The sequence below is a fragment of the Flavihumibacter stibioxidans genome (assembly GCF_014332695.1).
Taxonomy (GTDB): Bacteria; Bacteroidota; Bacteroidia; order Chitinophagales; family Chitinophagaceae; genus Flavihumibacter; species Flavihumibacter stibioxidans.
The window spans coordinates 449,023-467,868 of record NZ_MBUA01000023.1; the positions used below are offsets into that span (position 1 = coordinate 449,023).

Genomic DNA, 18,846 nt, shown 5'->3' on the forward strand with positions numbered 1-18,846 from the left:
ATGCAACCCGATGGGTGAAGCTCACAAAATAAAACAGGCCATCCGATACCGGATGGCCTGCAATTTTTTGGAAGATGACATTGCTGTCATCTAAGTTCTTACCAACGGCTTCCGCTGTTGCTGAAAGAACGACGGTTTCCACCACCGCCATTACCAGAATTGCTGCGCTCTTCGCGAGGCTTGGCAACTGATACGCGGATAGCGCGACCTTCTACCATACCACCATCAAGTTCAGAGATGGCTTTCTGGGCTGCCTCATCATCAGGCATTTCAACAAAACCGAATCCACGGCTTTTGTTGGTGAATTTGTCCATGATAACACGGGCAGAAGATACTTCACCATACTCGGTGAAAAATTCTCTCAGGTCTTCGTCTTCAACGTTGAAGCTCAGATTTGAAACGTAAATGTTCATACTAAAAATAAAAAATAAAATAAAAATGAGCGATACGATACGGGCGGGAGATTTCCAGATAGCAGAAAATGCGTAGCAGAATAACTCGATCCAAAGCCGGGATCAATAACTCAATAACGCCGCAAAGCTAACACAATTAAATGGTAACTCAAGATAGTTTAAGGCGCCCCCCTGAACTTTGCTGTTAAAGTTTTGCTTCCCCATCCTTCCTCCTCCTGAAATCAAGCTTGCCGGCTCCTCCGTGTAATCCCCTGTAAGCCAGTACTGCACTGATTCCTATCAGGAGCGCTGCCATCAGGAAGGGCACCCCCGGAAAATATACCGGTGCGGCAGGTGCGGTGAAATAACTGAATAAATTTGTCATCAGCGGCGGACCGATGATGGAAGTTGCGCTCATCAGGCTGGTTAATCCGCCCTGTAATTCGCCCTGTTCATTGGCAGGCACGGAGGAGGAAATGAGCCCCTGGATGGCAGGACCGGTTATTCCACCCAAACTGTAGATCACTGTAAAGGCGAACATCATCCAGGTGGCGGAAGCAAATCCGTACAGTAAAAACCCGAGACTGTACAGGAACAGACCCGTATACACGCTGCGTTCGTTTCCCAGCCGGGGGATCACCACCCTGATCAGTCCGCCCTGCACCAGCGCCACCATCAAACCCACAAAACCCAGCGAATACCCAATCAGCCGCTCGGTCCAGCCAAACTTTTCAATAGTATAAAAGGTCCAGGTACTCTGCACGGCATGGGCTGAAATATAAATCAGCACAAAAGAAAGTATCAGTCCCGATACAGCCGGGTACTTGCGCAAATGTTTAAACGCACCCAGCGGATTGGCCCTTTTCCAGTCAAACTGCCTGCGGTTGTCTACCGGAAGTGATTCGGGCAATACAAAATAACCGTAGAGTGCATTCACCAGGCTTAATGCAGCAGCGGCCAGGAAGGGTACCTGGGCGCCATAATGCCCCAATACCCCGCCGAATACCGGTCCGATGATAAAACCCAGTCCGAATGCAGCGCCGATCATCCCAAAATTCTGTGCCCGGTTCTCCGGTGTGCTGATATCGGCTATATAGGCGGAAGCAGTTGTAATACTGGCGCCAAAAATGCCTGCGATGATCCTTCCCACAAACAGCCAGGCAATAGTGGGTGCCAGGGCCATGAATATGTAATCGATTCCAAAGCCAAGGAGGGATAACAGTAAAACCGGACGGCGGCCATAGCGATCACTCAGGTTACCCAGCACGGGGGCAAACAGGAACTGCATGATGGCATAGGCAAATCCGAGCCAGCCGCCATATCGGGCGGCATCACTCATATTGCCGTGAATAAGATGGGTGATCAGTTTAGGCATCACCGGAATGATGATCCCAAGGCCTGTTACGTCTATCAGCAGAGTAATAAAAATAAATCCGAGCGCCGCCTTCCTGTTGCTTGCCATTGTTCAGTAATTACTGCAAAATAAACCTGTCCGCCGGCAACTGCCCTAAAAAAATATTTAAGCGGGCTTTCCCGTAGGTCCCTTGCCCGGCTCCTTCCCCGGCCCCAAACCCAACAACAAACCCAACAACAAACAAAACACCAGACGCATCGCTATACAAAACGCTATACCCAGCCCTCCAAACCAGGCTCAACCCCAAACTTCAGTAATCTCCCCATAAAATAGTTGCACCTTCTTACCTTTGCGGCCTATCCAACCAGCAATAATGGACAACCTACAATTTGATTTTGGCATGGTCGGCCTGGGTGTTATGGGCCGGAACCTGCTCCTGAATGTTGCCGATCATGGTTTCAGGGCCATCGGCTTCGATAAAGACCCCCAAAAGACAACCGATTTTGAACAGTCCGCCACTCCCGGCACGATCGTAAAAGGCGTCAACAGCCTGGAAGAAATGGTGAACAGCCTTTCCGTTCCCCGCCGCATCATGATCCTGGTGCCGGCCGGCAAACCGGTGGATGATGTGATCGAAAGCCTGCTTCCCCTGGTGAGCCAGGGAGATATCATCATCGATGGCGGCAACACCTATTATACCGATACCCTGCGCAGGTACCAGTACCTCCAGCCAAAGGGAATCCATTTCATTGGCATCGGGGTTTCCGGTGGTGAAGAAGGCGCGCGCTTCGGTCCTTCCATGATGCCCGGAGGCGACCAGACCGCCTGGGAACATCTGAAACCAGTGCTGCAATCCATCGCTGCAAAAGTGAACGGCGAGCCCTGCGTGGATTATATGGGCAAGGGCGCAGCCGGACATTTCGTTAAAATGGTTCATAACGGTATTGAGTATGCGATCATGCAACTGATCTGCGAAGTGTACGACCTGTTGCATCGGGGTGCCGGCTTCAGCAATGAAGAGCTTCACCAGCTTTTCAGCAACTGGAATGAAGCGGAACTGAAATCCTACCTGATAGAAATCACTGCCGCCATCTTCAAACAGCAGGATCCCGAAACCGGCAACCAACTGGTTGATATGATCCTCGATAAGGCCGGCTCAAAAGGTACCGGCAAATGGACCTCGCAGATTGCAATGGATATGGGAGTGGCCATTCCCACCATCGACATGGCCGTTACCATGCGCAACCTTTCTGCCCTGAAATCCGAAAGAGTGGAGGCAGAAAAACTTCGCACTGCACGGACAGCCAACCCGTCCCCAGCGGCCGGACAATACCCGCTTTCCACCGACAGGGAAAGCCTTGCCAATGATTGTCGCAAAGCGCTTTTCTCAGCAATTATACTTTCTTATGTCCAGGGGATGGCCATGTTGCAAACGGCCTCTAAAGATCTCGACATGGACATTCCATTGCATAATGCCGTCAAGGTTTGGCGGGGAGGATGTATTATCCGTTCTACCCTGCTGGAAACTTTTTACACTGCCTACCAGCTCAACCCAATAACGCCTAACCTGTTACTGGATGGAACCATTGCGGAATTGGTCAGCGATAACATTGGATCACTTCGCACCATCAGCAGCCTTGCTGCCCTCAATGGCTTCCCGGCAGGATGCCTGATGAATGCATTGACGTATTACGATGCGTATACCACGGGACGCCTGCCGCTGAACCTGTTGCAGGCCCAGCGCGATTATTTCGGGGCCCATACTTACGAAAGAACCGATCGCGAAGGAAAGTTCCACACGCAATGGACCTAACCAACTACCACAAACTACAAACCTCAAACACAAAATGTCTTCCAACCATAAACGCCCACCAGCATCCCTCATATTCATCTTTGGCGGCAGCGGCGACCTCAACCATCGCAAGTTGTCACCTGCACTTTACAATCTTTTCATTGATGAATGGATGCCGGTAAAATTTGACATCGTGGGCATCGGCCGCCGTCCTTACGACAACGACTCCTACCGAAAGCACCTGTTCAACGGAATTGAAATGTTCAGCCGGCGTAAAGATGATCAGGGCGGCAAATGGCAAACCTTCTCGCAGAAAGTTTCCTACCTGCAGATGGATGCACAGAAAGAAGAGGAATACGAAAAAATAGCCGAAATCGTTCGACGGAAGGAAGAGGAGTATGGTGAACATCCCAATGTGATTTTTTACCTGGCTGTTGCTCCCCAGCTGGTACCCGGCATCGTGGGCAAACTCGGACCGCTGAATATCTGCGCCGACACGAAATGTACCCGCGTGGTGGTTGAAAAACCCTTTGGTCACGACCTGGAAAGTGCGCTGGAATTGAATAAACTCCTTGCAGGGATGTTTGATGAGAAGCAGATTTACCGGATCGACCACTACCTGGGAAAGGAAACCGTGCAGAATATCCTGGCCCTGCGATTTGCCAATGCCTTGTTTGAACCCATCTGGAACCGCAATTATATTGATCATATCCAGATTACTGCCGCCGAGACTGTTGGGGTGGAAGGCAGGGGAGATTTTTACGAACATTCCGGAGCCCTGCGTGATATGGTGCAGAACCATATTCTGCAACTGCTTTGCATGGTGGCCATGGAAGCACCGGTTAGTTTTGACGCCGATGAGATCCGCAATAAAAAAGTGGATGTGCTGCATGCCATGAGAAAGATCAGCCGGGAAGAGGTTCACAATTATGCAGTCCGTGGTCAATATGGTGCAGGCTGGATGAAGGGCGAGCAGGTTCCGGCCTACCGGCTGGAAAAGAATGTGGCCCCCGATTCCAATGTGGACACCTTTGCTGCCGTGAAGTTCTACATCGATAACTGGCGCTGGCAGGATGTGCCTTTTTATGTTCGCACCGGCAAACGCATGCACGAAAAGGAAACCATTATTACCGTACAATTTAAAGCTGCCCCCAGTTTTGCATTCCCGCCGGAATCAGCCGAAACCTGGCGGTCCAACCGGTTAACCATCAGTATTGCCCCTGAGATGGACATCCGGCTGCGCTTCCAGGCCAAACGACCCGGGCAGGATCTCACGCTTAGTCCGGTTGATATGATCTTCAGTTATAAGGATGCGTATGATGAACATGAGCCTGAAGCATACGAGACCCTTTTGCTGGATGTGATGGAAGGGAATGCCACTCTCTTCATGCGGGAAGACCAGGTGGAAGCTGCCTGGAAAGTAATCATGCCCATACAGGAAGCCTGGGAACAAAGGCCGCCGGTGGATTTCCCGAATTATAGTCCGGGTTCCTGGGGTCCTGAAGACGCCGAAGCCCTCATCGCCCGCGACGGACGAAACTGGGCAAGCCTGCCCGAACCCCACCAGGAATGACCACATTGACCCATTCACCCATTGACCCATTCACCCATTGACCCATTCACCCATTGACCCATTCCCATGCTCCACATTCTCCCTAACGCCGAATCAGTTGCCACAGCAGCGGCTGAATTCATCACCGAAAAAATTGAAACCGTCCTGAAAACCCGGGATCGCTTCACCATTGCCCTGTCCGGCGGCAGTACACCCAAAAGGCTCCACCAATTGCTGGCGGAAGCTCCTTATAGCAACCGGATCGACTGGACAAGGCTGCATATATTTTGGGGAGATGAAAGATACGTGCCGCTGGAGGACGAGCGTAACAATGCCAAAATGGCCTATGACACCTTGCTGAACAAGGTCCCGGTGCCAGCGGAGCAGATACATATCATGCGTACCGACCTGCCTGACCCGGAAGAGTCTGCCCGCCAGTATGAAACCATCCTGCATACTTATTTTGATGGGAAAGAAAACAGTTTCGACCTCCTGCTGCTGGGAATGGGTGATGACGGGCATACCCTTTCACTTTTCCCGGGAACGGAGGTAATCCATGAAACCGGAAAATGGTGCACGGCTTTTTTCCTTAAGCAACAGGAGATGTTCCGGGTAACGCTCACCAGAACCATTGCCAACCAGTCGGCCTGTATACTTTTCCTGACAACAGGTAAAGCCAAAGCACCAGCCCTGAAGGAGGTTCTGGAAGGACCACCCAATATCAATATCTATCCATCACAGGTCATACAGCCAGTGAATGGCACAACACACTGGATAGTTGATGAGGCTGCTGCATGTTTGCTGACGCGATAAAAGCTGAGGCAGAGAAGTCTACACTATCTGCTGCTCAACCGAATCGTACACTACTACTTTTTGCCAGACCATGCTGCATTCTTCAATAAATTTGAGATGGATGGGATCCACCTGATATTTGGCCTGGTCTTCTGCCGTATTAAATACCAGCAGCCAGGAAACAGAATAGGATCGGTCAATCACATCGCGGTTGGTGGGCGCAGGTACACCGATATGTGACATGGCGATAGTCTTGACCGCTGAAAGCTTTTTCAGTCCTTCCAGCAATTTCCTGAGGTCTTCTGCGCTCTCAGGATTTTTCAGCCAGAAATAAACATGGTGGATGAATTTATTGTGGAGTTTGTTCTCCCAGGAAGCTGCTGAGAAAGCTCCCAATCCACCCATAACCGTTGCCTTACCAGTTTCGGAAAGAAATTCCCGCCTTGTTTGAGATTCCATGGTTTTGCTTGCGTTTTTGGATAAACAATCTACGAAAAATTTTCAGGTGTCTGACATGTGGTGTCTGACATGTTGGAAAGGGTGAGAGCGATAAGGTGATTAAACGGCCATCGGGCATATTGTACGTGAGAAAAGGTCCTCCCCTTTTTAGCTCTTTGAGTTTGAACAGAATGAAAGGTATGCTTCAATGTGGCATAGCCAGAATATCCATGCAGGAGACAAAACAAAGAGAGATTTTCATTTTAAATCACTAAATATTGAATTGGTATGAACTCTTTACTCAGAAAGGCAGCGCGTATTGATGTGGCATCAAAATGAAAGCGGTGGTGGCAGTGCAGAGGAAATTAATGGAAATAAACTATGTGCTTTTCAGGAATAACAGTACCAATCGCAAATTCTATATTCACAACAACCCTTTGTCAAAGGAAGCACTATAAAAAATTAGGGAGCAGTCATCAAGAGACTGCTCCACTAAACAGGCTGGCTTAAGCCGCCTAAAGCACAAAAATATGAATTTATATCAAAACCTGGTGTTTGGGGAATGGCGTCTGACGTTTGGGGGGGATGGCGTCTGACGTTTGGGGGGGAATGGCGTCTGACGTTTAGGATTACCGAATTCATCGGATACTAACGTCAGACGCCTGCGTTCCGGGAATGGCGTCTGACGTTTGGGATTACTGATTTCACCGGATACTAACGTCAGACGCCTTTCCGAATTAACGTCAGACGCCTTTCCGAACTAACGTCAGACGCCTGCGTTCCGGGATCGGCGTCTTCTCACCATGAAAAACCCGATCACTCCAATTAACAGGGCAGCCGCCATTAGCAGCACCCAGTAAGGAAGCTTTTTTTCCGGTACCTCCGTAATGGTAATCAATTGATTGGTTTTTACATCTGTCAGCACCTGGCGGTTTCCCCCGGTCCAGATCACAGTCAGCCGGTCTATTTTGGTCGTTTTTCCCAATCCAAAATGTGCGATAACAGAATTCTGGGAGAGATGGCTGGAGGCACCGCCGTCAATTTCCCGGATCATCTTTTTACCCCCGGCTTCTACCTCTACCCGGGATCCGATCCCATGGCTTTCGGCCTTCACTCCTTTCAGTGCCACTTGCAACCAGTTGCCGCTGGCTCCATCATTCCGGTAGAGTCGGGTAAACGAGGGCACGGGATAATCCCTAAGCGATTCCTGGTTCACCACCAGCAGGTCAAGATCACCATCTCTGTCATAATCAAACACCACCGATCCCCTGCCAATCCCATAATCCGCCAGTCCGGCCGCCCGGGCATTATCCTGGAATTTTTGGCCAAGATTATCAAAATAAAAATCAGCCATCGCCACACAATTCGGGTTCAGGTCACCATTGGCGACATACAGGTCCAGGTCGCCGTCCTGGTCAAAATCGGCAAAATTGGCGCCCCAGCTGATGGTATGAAAATCCACGCCCAGTTCCACTGCTTTATTAACAAAAGGTTTACCGACTCCCTGGTTCACCATAAAATAATTGAACCGGATATTGGTCACGTAATAATCCATCAGGCCGTCATTGTTATAATCTCCCACCGCGGCACCCATGGAATTAATCTTCAGGTCCATGCCCGATTCCTTGCTTACCTCCCTGAAAGACCGGCGCGGGTAGCGGTTCTCCAGCAAAACGTTCGGCTTCCGTTTAAAACCAAAATCATGGTTGATGAGCAGGTCCTGGTCGCCATCATTGTCGTAGTCGGTGAAAATCCCGCCAAATCCATAGCCGGTGAAGTCAATTCCGTATTGGTCACTTACATCTGTAAATTTTTTTCCCCCTTCATTTCGCAGGAGAAATCCTTTTGCTGTCTGGTTGGCACCCACCACATCTGCATCACTCACCGCGCTCAGCTCTCCCTTGAATTCATTGAAATAATTAGCGACGTATATATCGGGCCATCCGTCTGCGTTGAAGTCGCCAAAGCTGACACTTGTACTGAAAGACAATTCCTGGTCCAGCCCGAACTCCCTGGTTGCGTCCCGAAAAGTTCCGTTGCCGTTATTAATAAAGAACAGATTGATCTCCCTGGGGATAGCCTGCTTCACTCCCCTGGAAGTAATGGTGGTGATAAACAGGTCCACAAAACCATCGCGGTTTACATCTGCACTGGCCACCCCCTGCGTTACATATTTCCTGGTGGCGGTGAGGCCGGATTGCGAAAATACATTCGTGAACGTACCGTTGCCGTTGTTTTTATACAAAACGTCGTCGTTCATGCCGCCGGTGATATACACATCTTCAAAGCCGTCGTTATTAAAATCAATCACACAGGCGCCGCCTCCGAAAAGGCCTTCATATACCTTGAAAACATGGTCAATGCCTGCCTGTTTGGTTATATCGGTAAACCTGCTTTGGGAACGAACAGGTTCGGCAGCATATGCCACCAACAGCAGTAAAAAAATCTTGAGCCTCTTCATGTATCTGGATTTAGGGTGTTGGTTTTTTCCAGTTCAGGCGGTTCACATTCGTGGCGATCTCCCTGCCTTTTTCCAATCCCGCTTCATTATCGTGCGGAACATGAATGCCGCCATAAAACCTCGATAGGGCAGTTTCTTCAGCGACTTCCCAGAATGACTGGAATTTGCGGGCCTTAAACTCAACGTTTCTTATTTCATCCTTTTCACGACCCACGTGGGAACTGTCCGTAAATGCAAACCTGTCTCCATACAAATCAGTGAGCACAGTGGCAGCGGCGGCAGCCTGGATGGCATGGCCCGAAGGGAAGGCGGGGAAAGGCGGATCAGGCCAGAACGATTCCCATTGCTGGTCAATATGCTGCGGAATAAAAGTATTGGCCCTTTCCGTGAAAAACCGGTATTTCCATTTCCAGCAATTCCGGAATGCATCGGCAACGGCCATTCCCGTTCGCGCGAAGGTTTCAGCAGCTTTTACCAGCGAAGCCCCGGACTTTCGTGCTGCTATTGTTGCCAGGTAATACGAGTGTCCGGGTGGGGTAAAGGTTATATCGGGATCATCTCCCCACCAGATAGCAGCTTCTTTTTCATCCTGGGTGAGGGACTTGTTCTTTTCATATACCTGCAGGAATTGCTGGTAATAGGCCGAGCCGGGAAGGGTATCGTAAGGGATGGGCACCGGATCTGCTATGGCAGAATCAAGGGCCAGGAAGGTCCGGTTCTTGCCCCAATGCGGATGCAGGGGATAGTGACTGATCGACTGGGCATATAAGGGTGGCTGCCAGGAACCGGGGGTTTCCGGAAATACCATTTGCTTGTCAAAATTGCGGAGATAACCCCTGTGGCCTCCATCTGTTTTGGACCATTCAAAAATCTGTTCTGCGATCTTTCTTCCGAAAGCAACAGATCTTTTAAGTACCGCATCATCCTTTACTATCCTGCCATAGATATCCGCATAATGCTTTTCCAGGGAATCAATGGTGGCTTTGTGCTGATCCGGTGCCTGGATATAAATGGAACGCAGGATGGCTGCCTGACCGGCATTCAGGGCGGATGGCCAGTGATAGGTCTTACCCGGTTCCGGAGCATCCAGCTTGCCCAAACCATTCAACTGGGGGGCCACTGACTGATAGGCTGAATCACCATACACCACCGACTCATACATGGTGAGCCCAATGTATCCAAAGGCGCGGGAGGCAAAAGTCGGGGAATTGCCCGGAGTATTTTTGGTGATGTAAATGGTAAGATCAGCCCATGAAGTGGCTACCTCCACATCAGCCGGAACTTCCTGGGTTTCCTGCCTGCAGGAGCCCGTCAGCAGACCACCGGCGGCCAGCAGGAAAACAATCAGAGGTTGAACAAGTATCAGTCGTTTCATTTCTTTCGCTTGCCAGGTGCATAGGCTGTCAACGCCTGCCCATTGATGCCTAAAATAATTTTATCGCCGTCGAGCATGCAGGTCCGTACATCACCCCTGATGTGGAAGCCCGATTCAACCTGTGACACATAGGTGTATCCGCCCTTCCCATTTCCCTTCAGTAACTGTCCGTAACTGGCATCAAATTTTCCGAGCCTGATTTTTGTATGGCTGTTATTGCCACAGAGCAGGAGGTCTGTATTGCCATCTTTATCATAATCCAGTTGCAGGATGGTAAACACGGGAGAATATTGCACTTCCACCGGAAGCTGCGCAGGAGACAACCTGCCTCCGGTGCCGGAAAGAAACAGAGTGGTTTGCAGGTGATTGGCTCTGAGGTGACCGGCTGTTTTCAGTTCGTTGTTCTGGAAAAGTTCGTCCATGCCAATGTCTGCATAACTCTTAAAACTTGAAAATCGTTTACGCATCACCGGGAGTTGTGCAATCAGTTCATCACGGGTTACATAGGGATAACTTTTCTGCCCGATATAAAAACTGAAGATCGGGTCCACGGAGCCGTTGCCATCAAAATCCTTAAAAAACATTTCAGCGGGTTCGGCCTCAGTTGCCCTGATCTGGGTATTGAGTCCCATATTTCCCACGATAAGATCAGGACGGCCATCGCCGTTGAAATCGCCGGCACTGATGGTATTCCAGAAACCTGAATAGGATTGGTCGAAATATTGCCGGGTACTGTTCTGCAGTTTACCTTTTTCTGATGTAAATACAGTCACTGGCATCCATTCACCTGCCACCACCAGTTCCTGTTTCTTATCCAGGTCAAGGTCAATCCAGACGGCATCTGTTACCATTCCAATCCGGGATAAACCGGGACAGATTGATTCCGTCTGGTCGGAAAAATTTCCTTTCCCATCGTTCAGCAGAAGGTAGCTGGCCGGGGCTTCGGGATATCGACCCGGTACTACCCTGCCACCCACGAAGAGATCCATAAAACCGTCGCCATTGATATCACCCGCCTTCACGCAGGATTTACTTCCCGATACAGCAGGCAAAGCGGCCCTGGTAAAATCATTCTTACCGTTATTGAGGTAAAGGCGGTCTTGCAGCAGTGGGTCTTGCGGCGCCAGGTTGTGGTAGCCGCCGCTGGCTATATACAGATCCGGTTGACCATCACCGTTAGCATCAAAAATTTCAATGGCGGCATCGTGAAATGCTTTGTCGGCATCAAAAGCTTTGATCGGATTGCGTTGGTAGGAACCCCCGGGCTGTTGCAGGTAGAGGGAAGCAGGAACACCCGATTCACCACCCATCAGGATATCCTGGAGTCCGTCCTGGTTAAAATCGTATTTCGCCATGCATGGACCACTGAAGGAAAACTGGCTGAGGAGCAGGGGCTGCCTGTTAAAATCATTGATGACGGGGTTGGTATGTATGTATGGAATACCGGGTGCAACTTCCGTGAACCAGCTTCCGGAATGTTTCGCCGGAACCGCTTTTTCACCGGCATTTGTTTCCGCAAGAGTCAGCAGCTGGTCTGCTTTTACATCGTACAGCTTTTGCTGCTTTCCGCTGTTCCATGTTATAATCAAAGAGTCTGCTTTTACGGATGTCCCGAGGCCAATATGCAGGGTTGTTGAAACACTGGACAGGTAACCCCGGACCGGGTTCTGCTCCACCAACTGCATTCCTCCCTCGTGGTACACTTTAAGGTTTGCACCCAGTCCCTGTGTATTGCCGGCTCCCCCGGTTAGGCGAACCTGGAGATAGTGATGCGGGTTGAGTCCGCGTGCATTATTGCTGTAAATAAAAGCAGGCTGGTTAATATTGTTGACCACCAGGTCAAGATCACCGTCATTATCAAGATCCGCATATACAGCTCCGTTACTGTTAGATGCCTGGCCCATACCCCATTTAGCGCCCTGGTTTTCAAAACCGGCGCCCTGCCGGTTCCGGAAGATATAGTTGGCCACATTGGAGGAAGGCATCTGCTGAATGATCTCCATTACATCTTCCCGTTGCAGCCTGCCTTTGGTCTGCACGTACTCATTCATGTAATGGATGAAATCCAGGTTGGTATAATCCCGCAGGTAGCCATTGGTTACATAGAGGTCTTTCCAACCATCATTGTCGTAATCGGCCAGCAGGGCAGACCAGCTCCAGTCGGTATTGGAAACACCTGCCACCTGGCCTGTTTCACTGAAGCTCCCGTTGCCGTTATTCAGTTGCAGCATGTTCCGCATATACTGGTAGTAAAAGCCGCTGCGCAGGTTCTGGTTGAATTTTTCGTAATTATCCGGCGCCAGCAACAATTTCTGCCGGCGATTGTCTTCGGGCAGCATGTCCAGCGAAAAAATATCAGGTAAACAATCATTGTTCACATCGGCCACATCATTCCCCATGGAAAACTGGCTGGTATGCCCCAGGCTGTTTTCCAGCCGGTTGGTAAAGGTTCCGTTTTGGTTATTAAGGTACAGGTAATCGGGAACGGAATAATCATTGGACACATAGAAATCAGGCCAGCCGTCGGAATTGAAATCCGATATCCCCAGTCCCAGTCCATAACTTAACTCCGAACCATTGATGCCGGAACGGGTGGTCACATCTTCAAATTTTCCGTTGTTCTGGCGGAACAGCCGAAGACCCTTTTCCGGATTATCCTGGCGAAGCAGTTCTGCGGTACCCACTTCATTGAGCAGGGGCAGGTTCTTGGGGTTATGATTCAGCAGCAACATATCCAGGTCGCCGTCTTTATCATAGTCAAGCCAATAAGATTGATTGCTGAAACCTGTGCTGGCAAGTCCAAACTGTTCTGCCTGCTCTTCAAAACGGGGAATTCCATTGCTGTCATTACCTACATTGATAAAAAGCTGGTTGGCCCTTTTGGGAGCCGGCATGGCGCCGGAATAACAGAGATAGATATCCAGTTTTCCGTCGGCATTTATGTCCACCGCACTGATGCCGGTTTTCCAGGGACCAGGCCGTCCGCCGGCAGCAGAAACGGTGGTGATATCCTGGAATTTCATCCCGCCCCTATTCAGGTAGAACCTGTTTTCACCCATATTGGAGCTGAAATAAAGATCTGCCAGACCATCGTTGTTGAAATCACCTGCTGCCACCCCACCACCGTTGTAGAAATATTCATACATCAGGATATTGGTGTTCAGCCCTTCGGTCAGGGTGTTCTGAAAATCAATATTGGTTTGTTCCGGAGTCAGCAGGGAAAATAATGCCGGACCTGAACTTCCTTCCGCTTTATCAGGCTGGTCCTTACAACCGGTGCCGGTCAGGCAGATACCGGCCATCAATACACTCAGGATAGCAATCGTACTCTTCATTAGAAATGAGATATATAAAAAAATCTATTCCCAATTTAGGAATAGATTTTTTTATCATTCGGTTGAATCTTTATTTAAAATCCGGGATTCTGAACGAGTTTATCATTCCGGTTCATTTCATCGCGACTGATCGGTCGGTAATACATTTTGTCCAGCCATTTCCTGGTTTCATTTTCAGTATTATCCACCACGGTATAGGTATAGTTATATACGGTTTTATCATGCCTGTATGGAACCAGCGCGGTTTTACCGGGCTTCAGCGTTGCCTTCACATTGATGGCTTTAATGCCGCGGCCAACAGTTTCTGCGGGTATCATCCACCTCCTGGCATCGTGGTAGCGATGCTCTTCATAGGCGAGTTCAACCCTGCGCTCGTTGCGGTAACGGTTCACCAGAGCTGTACCAGCATCGGTAATGGCAGGCATACCTGAGCGGAACCTGATCTTGTTCAGCCAGTTCCTGGCTTCACCTTCATCTCCGGTGGCAAGGCAGGCCTCCACATAGTTCAGCACCACTTCGGTGTAACGGATGAATGGCCATGGAACCAACTGCGCGTTCGACTGGTTATCGGCCAATGCCGGGTTGGGATCGATGAACTTACGGGTATAATAGTGCGTGCGGCTGCCGTTCCAGTTCTCCACCTCAGATTCGCGGGTATCAATTCCATTTACAAATCCACCAGCACCATTGTCATAGTAACCGGTCTGGATCTGGTTGGCAGGATCCTTTCCTGCAACGTCTGAGGGTCTTGGTTTCCATTCTGCGCCATCAAATAAAATGGTGGCATACATCCGCGGATCGCGATTAGCATAAGGATCAGCTTTATGATCTGGATTGGACCAGTCAAATTTGCTGCCATCCATCATTTCGTAATCATCCACCAATTGCTGGATCGGGGTGTTTCCTGCCCAGTTATGGTAACCATTCGGGCCATTGTTGATACCATAGTGGATACCACCAAGCGGCCAGTTATCTTCCTGGGTATAGAGGGCGGACATGGTCCGCTGGAAGATAAGTTCTACACCGGCAGCAGCATCTCCCACTGCACTTCCGCCACCGAGTGACAGGGAAATATAATTCGCTTTTCCAGCTTCCGCATCCACCGGTTCAGTGAGGTTCAGTTTATATCCCTGTCCTTCATCCAGCGCTGCTTTAGCGGCCGCTTTGGCAGCCTGCCACCTGGCCTGCCTGTCGCCGCCGGCATAAGCCACCAGGTCAATGTTGGGATAACCGCTTAAGGTAGCAGATTTTGCTTTTGCGGTTGGACCGTCGTGCAGGTCGCTGGCAGCATACAATAATACCCTGGCTTTTAAGGCCATGGCCGACAATTTGGATGCCCGGCCGGCAGTAACTGACTTGCCTGTCAGCAACAGTGCGGCACTATCCAGGTCGGAAACAATTGAACTCACTGTTTCATCAAATGTATTACGGGCAATGGTGTAGTCCTCATTCAGACCATAGGGCCTTTTGATCAGGGGTACGCCACCATAAAAACGCATCAGCTGGTGGTAATAGTAACCCCTCAGGAAATAGGCTTCACCCAACAGGCGATCCCTTAATACATCATCATCAAAAGTAGAGGTGGGCAACCTGTCGATGGCAATATTCGCGTCGCGAATGGCCAGGTACATATTATCCCAGCCATAGGTACCGCTGATCCAGCCGATATTGGAAGGTGATTCAGAGCCTTCCATGAAAGTATTAATATTCCGGCCGGCATGGGTAAACATGGCTTCGTCTGTCAGGGCAGCTAATGCCTGCTCTTCAAAGCCCCCGTATCCAAGGTAAGAATACACGTTATAAATAAAAGCCTGGGAAAGCGGACCATCGGCCCAGGTGGCTTCACTGGAAATTTTATCCAGGGGTTGCGTATTCATAAAATCCTTGCTACAGGAAACAATCGAAACCAATAAAGTGCAGGCAACTCCCAATATGATATTTCTATTTTTCATCTGTACTAGTTTAGAATGTTAAGCTGAGTCCGGCATTGATCACCCTTGGTTGCGGATAATAAACACCACTTTCAACAGTTGCTTCAGGATCGAACACTTTCATCCTGTCGATGGTAAATACATTGAGTCCGTTGGCGAAAAGCCTGAGGTTGCTCATTTTTAATTTGTCGAGGATTGCCGGCTTGAAATTATAACCGATCTCAATGTTTTTCAAACGGAGATAATTCTTGCTGAACAGATAGTAGGTGTTGAAACCGAAGTTACCACCGGTGAAATAGGTATCACCACGACTGGCCAGCCTGGGATGTTCGCTGCTTGGGTTATCAATTGACCAGCGATTCTCGTAGAAATAGTCGAGGTAGTTACCGATATCCCCAGATTCTGTCTGGATGCGGATGGCTGCACCGGCTGCGCCCTGGAACAGGATGCTCAGGTCGAAGCCCTTGTAACGCACATCTACAGTGGCACCATAGTTAAAGGTTGGGGTAGCATTCTTATCCATCCTCACACGGTCATCGGCATCAATCTTATTGTCGCCGTTCACATCTTCAAATTTCATGTCACCGGGACGCAGGGTTCCTGTCACACCACTATAGTCAATAGTGTTCTTGTTGATGTCTTCCTGGTCTTTGAATACACCGGCTGATTTATATACCAGGTAACCATTGATCTGTTTGCCTTCCCTCTTCTGATACTCGGGAATTCCAGGTGTTTCATCCATGAAAACCACTTTGTTCTTGGCATAACCACCATTGATACCTGCCCTGATAACGAGGTCTTTGTTTATGGTGGTATTATACCCCAGGCTAAATTCAAATCCTTTGTTGTCAACGCGGCCGGCGTTAACAGGCGGAAGCCTGCTTCCAATGCCGGAGGAACCCGGGGTGGAACCCAATTTCTGGATCAGGATCTGGTCTCTCTTATTAAAGAAGTATTCCAGGGTCAGGTCGATCTTGCCATCCAGCAAACCCGCGTCCAAACCGATATTGTAGTTATTGGCCCTTTCCCAGGTAAAATCAGGGTTGGCGAGAACTGTTTCCCTCAGTGTGGTAACCACCTGGCTGTTAATGGGGTAAGCACCAAAACCATAGGTCGAGAGGTAAGCATATTCCTGAAGCCTTCCGCCATAGAATACCTGGTCATTACCCATCTGGCCGTAAGAGGCCCTGAGTTTCAGGTAGTTTATTGCTTTTACATTCCAGAAGTCCTCATTGGAGATATTCCATCCAAGCAGGAGACCGGGGAAGAATCCAAAACGTTTGTTTTCAGAAAACATCTGGGAACCATCATAGCGCCAGATAAATTCTGCCAGGTATTTTTCCTGGAAGTTATATTGAGCCCTGCCATAATAACCAAGGCGTGCTCTTTTATAGGCACCTCCATCGGTATTCTGCTGCAGGGAACCACCAGCAAATAACTGGTCAACGGCGGTGGAAATATAGTTCCTGCGATAGGCAAGGAAGCCTTCCCCTTCAAATGTTTCCTTGGTTACACCTGCCATTATGCCGATGTTATGGCTTCCGATTTTACGGTCATAGTTCAGCATACCGGTCAGGTTGGTATTCAGCACCATGCCATAACGCTGTGAAAGCCTGGGGTCGGTGAAATTGGAACGAACGGCTCCCACCAGTTTGGGTGTTTTACCATCTTCCTCATACGTGATCTTATCCCAGTAATAGAGTTTCCAGGGGGTTTGCCACCTTTTTTCGGTCTGGCTGTTCTTATCAACGGCGCCGGATAAGGTAAGTTTAAGTCCCTTGATCCAGGGATTGGTAATGTCAACGGAGCCATTGGCCTGCACATAATCGGTCGGATTCTTCACATAACCGGTAGCGTTCGTGGTAATCACGTAAGGGTTTTGTCCGTTTTCGATATCCGGACCGGGAAGGCCGTTTGGCCATACTTCAGGCTCAGTGGGGCGACCACGCATCAGCATACGGAAAATGGAACCCGCACTTTCAGTGGGGAAATTCCGGTCTTCCCTCCGTACCAGTATACCCAGGTTCGCACTGATATAGTTATTCACCTTGGCATTCAGGTTTGTCCTGAAGTTATACTGCTTATACTTCGTGGCGGAATTGTTGTAATACGCGTCCTGGCTGATATAACCCATGGAAGTGAAATAGCGCACATTTTCATTGCCCCCGCTCAGTTGCAGGTTATGGCGCGATTGTGGCGACCAGTCCTTGAAAGCATCATCAAACCAATCGGTATCGGGGTAACCCCATGGATCGCTGTGGTCCTTATATTTCTGTACAGCTTCCGGACTATAATTGGCATTAATGGTATTGATGCCGGGAGTGGGTGAATCGTAGGTTCCTGTTTGCTGGATAGCAGACCAGGCAGCCTGCCATTCGTTCACCGGAATGGTTTTATAGATGGGCAACTCATTCATGATATTGGCATACTGGAAAGCATTGGCCATTTTAGGAACCCTGCCCGGCTGGCTCCAGCCCTGGTTGAAATCATACGTGATCTTGGGCTTGCCGGTAGCACCTTTTTTAGTGGTGATCAGGATGGCTCCGTTTGCCGCACGCGCACCATAAATAGCGGCAGAGGCGTCTTTCAGCACGGAGATGGATTCAATGTCCTTGGGGTTCAGGCGACCCAGGCCACCATCCCTGTCGGGTATACCATCGATAACCACCAGCGGGCTGCTGTTACCCAGGGTGTTGGTACCACGAATATTGATGGTAGCGCCATCATATCCGGGCTCACCACTCTGCTGGATAACTACCAGTCCGGGCAGTCGCCCTGCGAGTGAGTTAGACAGGTCAACCGCAGGTGATTTTACCAGTGCCTCGCCTTTTACGGCAGTAACGGCACCGGTTACCGTAACTTTCCTCTGGGTACCATATCCCACCACCACCACGTCGGATAGTTGGGAGGATTCCGGCATCAGGGTAATGGAAACCGTATTGGAACTGTTGAGGGTATATTCCTGTGATTTAAAGCCGATATAACTAATTACCAGCACGTTTTTACCGTCTGGTACCGTCAGTTTAAAATTTCCATCTTCATTGGTAGTGGTACCGATGGTGGTGCCCTTTACCTGGACGGAAGCGTTGGCAACGGGACTGCCTTTTTCATCAACGATGCGTCCGCTGATTTCACGGTCTGCAAAATAGGCGATCCCCGCGGGATCAGTTGGTGTGGCATTGGAAAACGCAGGTGCCGCAAGGGATAATCCGACTAATGCGACGAGCATAAAGCCGGTTCTCTTACTGCCACAAAATGGGTGAGGCATAAATGAATGATTCATTTAATAGAATTGACAATAGTTGAAAAATGGGGTTCCGCAGCATTTGTGTTTCAGCCTCGTTTCGACCGGCTGTAAATCAATTGTGGAATCAAATACTGATGAGGGGGGAATACATCACTCCTTGTATGGCGGAGCCATAAT

11 protein-coding genes are annotated in these 18,846 nt (G+C 49.6%); 3 read left to right on the forward strand and 8 right to left on the reverse strand.

The genetic code is table 11. The annotated features are described in order from the left end of the window. Positions 1 to 98 precede the first annotated feature (98 nt). Positions 99 to 413 (reverse strand): RNA recognition motif domain-containing protein, encoded by a 315-nt coding sequence (locus tag BC349_RS13330; RefSeq protein ID WP_187257262.1) that lies wholly within the window; start codon positions 411 to 413, stop codon positions 99 to 101. Positions 414 to 597: 184 nt separating this feature from the next. After that, complete coding sequence (locus BC349_RS13335) at positions 598 to 1,854, reverse strand: TCR/Tet family MFS transporter (protein ID WP_187257263.1); 1,257 nt, start codon at positions 1,852 to 1,854, stop codon at positions 598 to 600. 265 nt (positions 1,855 to 2,119) lie between these two features. Here BC349_RS13335 and gndA point away from each other — a divergent pair, with 265 nt between their 5' ends. The 3 genes from gndA (at position 2,120) to pgl (ending at position 5,903) form a co-directional block, all read left to right on the forward strand. Then, on the forward strand, positions 2,120 to 3,559 hold the full coding sequence (gene gndA, locus BC349_RS13340) for an NADP-dependent phosphogluconate dehydrogenase (protein ID WP_187257264.1): 1,440 nt from the start codon (positions 2,120 to 2,122) through the stop codon (positions 3,557 to 3,559). A 34-nt stretch (positions 3,560 to 3,593) separates the two neighbouring features. After that, positions 3,594 to 5,111 (forward strand): glucose-6-phosphate dehydrogenase, encoded by a 1,518-nt coding sequence (gene zwf / locus BC349_RS13345; protein ID WP_187257265.1) that lies wholly within the window; start codon positions 3,594 to 3,596, stop codon positions 5,109 to 5,111. 66 nt (positions 5,112 to 5,177) lie between these two features. Then, a complete protein-coding gene (gene pgl, locus BC349_RS13350; protein ID WP_187257266.1) occupies positions 5,178 to 5,903 on the forward strand; it encodes a 6-phosphogluconolactonase in 726 nt (241 codons plus the stop codon). An 18-nt stretch (positions 5,904 to 5,921) separates the two neighbouring features. On the opposite strand, the gene BC349_RS13355 is transcribed toward pgl, so the two are convergent. From BC349_RS13355 to BC349_RS13380, 6 genes are all read right to left on the reverse strand, one after another. Beyond that, positions 5,922 to 6,341: a Dabb family protein gene (locus BC349_RS13355; protein WP_187257267.1), complete on the reverse strand. Its 420-nt coding sequence runs from the start codon at positions 6,339 to 6,341 to the stop codon at positions 5,922 to 5,924. Between the two features lie 745 nt (positions 6,342 to 7,086). Then, positions 7,087 to 8,781, reverse strand: coding sequence for a CRTAC1 family protein (locus BC349_RS13360; RefSeq protein ID WP_187257268.1), 1,695 nt, complete (start codon positions 8,779 to 8,781; stop codon positions 7,087 to 7,089). A 10-nt stretch (positions 8,782 to 8,791) separates the two neighbouring features. Beyond that, positions 8,792 to 10,156: a vanadium-dependent haloperoxidase gene (locus BC349_RS13365; protein WP_187257269.1), complete on the reverse strand. Its 1,365-nt coding sequence runs from the start codon at positions 10,154 to 10,156 to the stop codon at positions 8,792 to 8,794. Continuing rightward, positions 10,153 to 13,491 carry a VCBS repeat-containing protein gene (locus BC349_RS13370; RefSeq protein ID WP_187257270.1) on the reverse strand — a complete coding sequence of 1,113 codons (3,339 nt, stop codon included), beginning with the start codon at positions 13,489 to 13,491 and terminating at the stop codon, positions 10,153 to 10,155. Before BC349_RS13370 ends, BC349_RS13365 begins: the two co-directional genes overlap by 4 nt. Positions 13,492 to 13,565: 74 nt before the next feature. Further along, the gene (locus tag BC349_RS13375; RefSeq protein WP_187257271.1) at positions 13,566 to 15,443 is read right to left on the reverse strand and encodes a RagB/SusD family nutrient uptake outer membrane protein; all 1,878 of its coding nucleotides are present in this window, start codon (positions 15,441 to 15,443) and stop codon (positions 13,566 to 13,568) included. Positions 15,444 to 15,453: 10 nt separating this feature from the next. Continuing rightward, the gene (locus BC349_RS13380; RefSeq protein ID WP_187257272.1) at positions 15,454 to 18,651 is read right to left on the reverse strand and encodes a SusC/RagA family TonB-linked outer membrane protein; all 3,198 of its coding nucleotides are present in this window, start codon (positions 18,649 to 18,651) and stop codon (positions 15,454 to 15,456) included. Between the last annotated feature and the right edge of the window lie 195 nt (positions 18,652 to 18,846).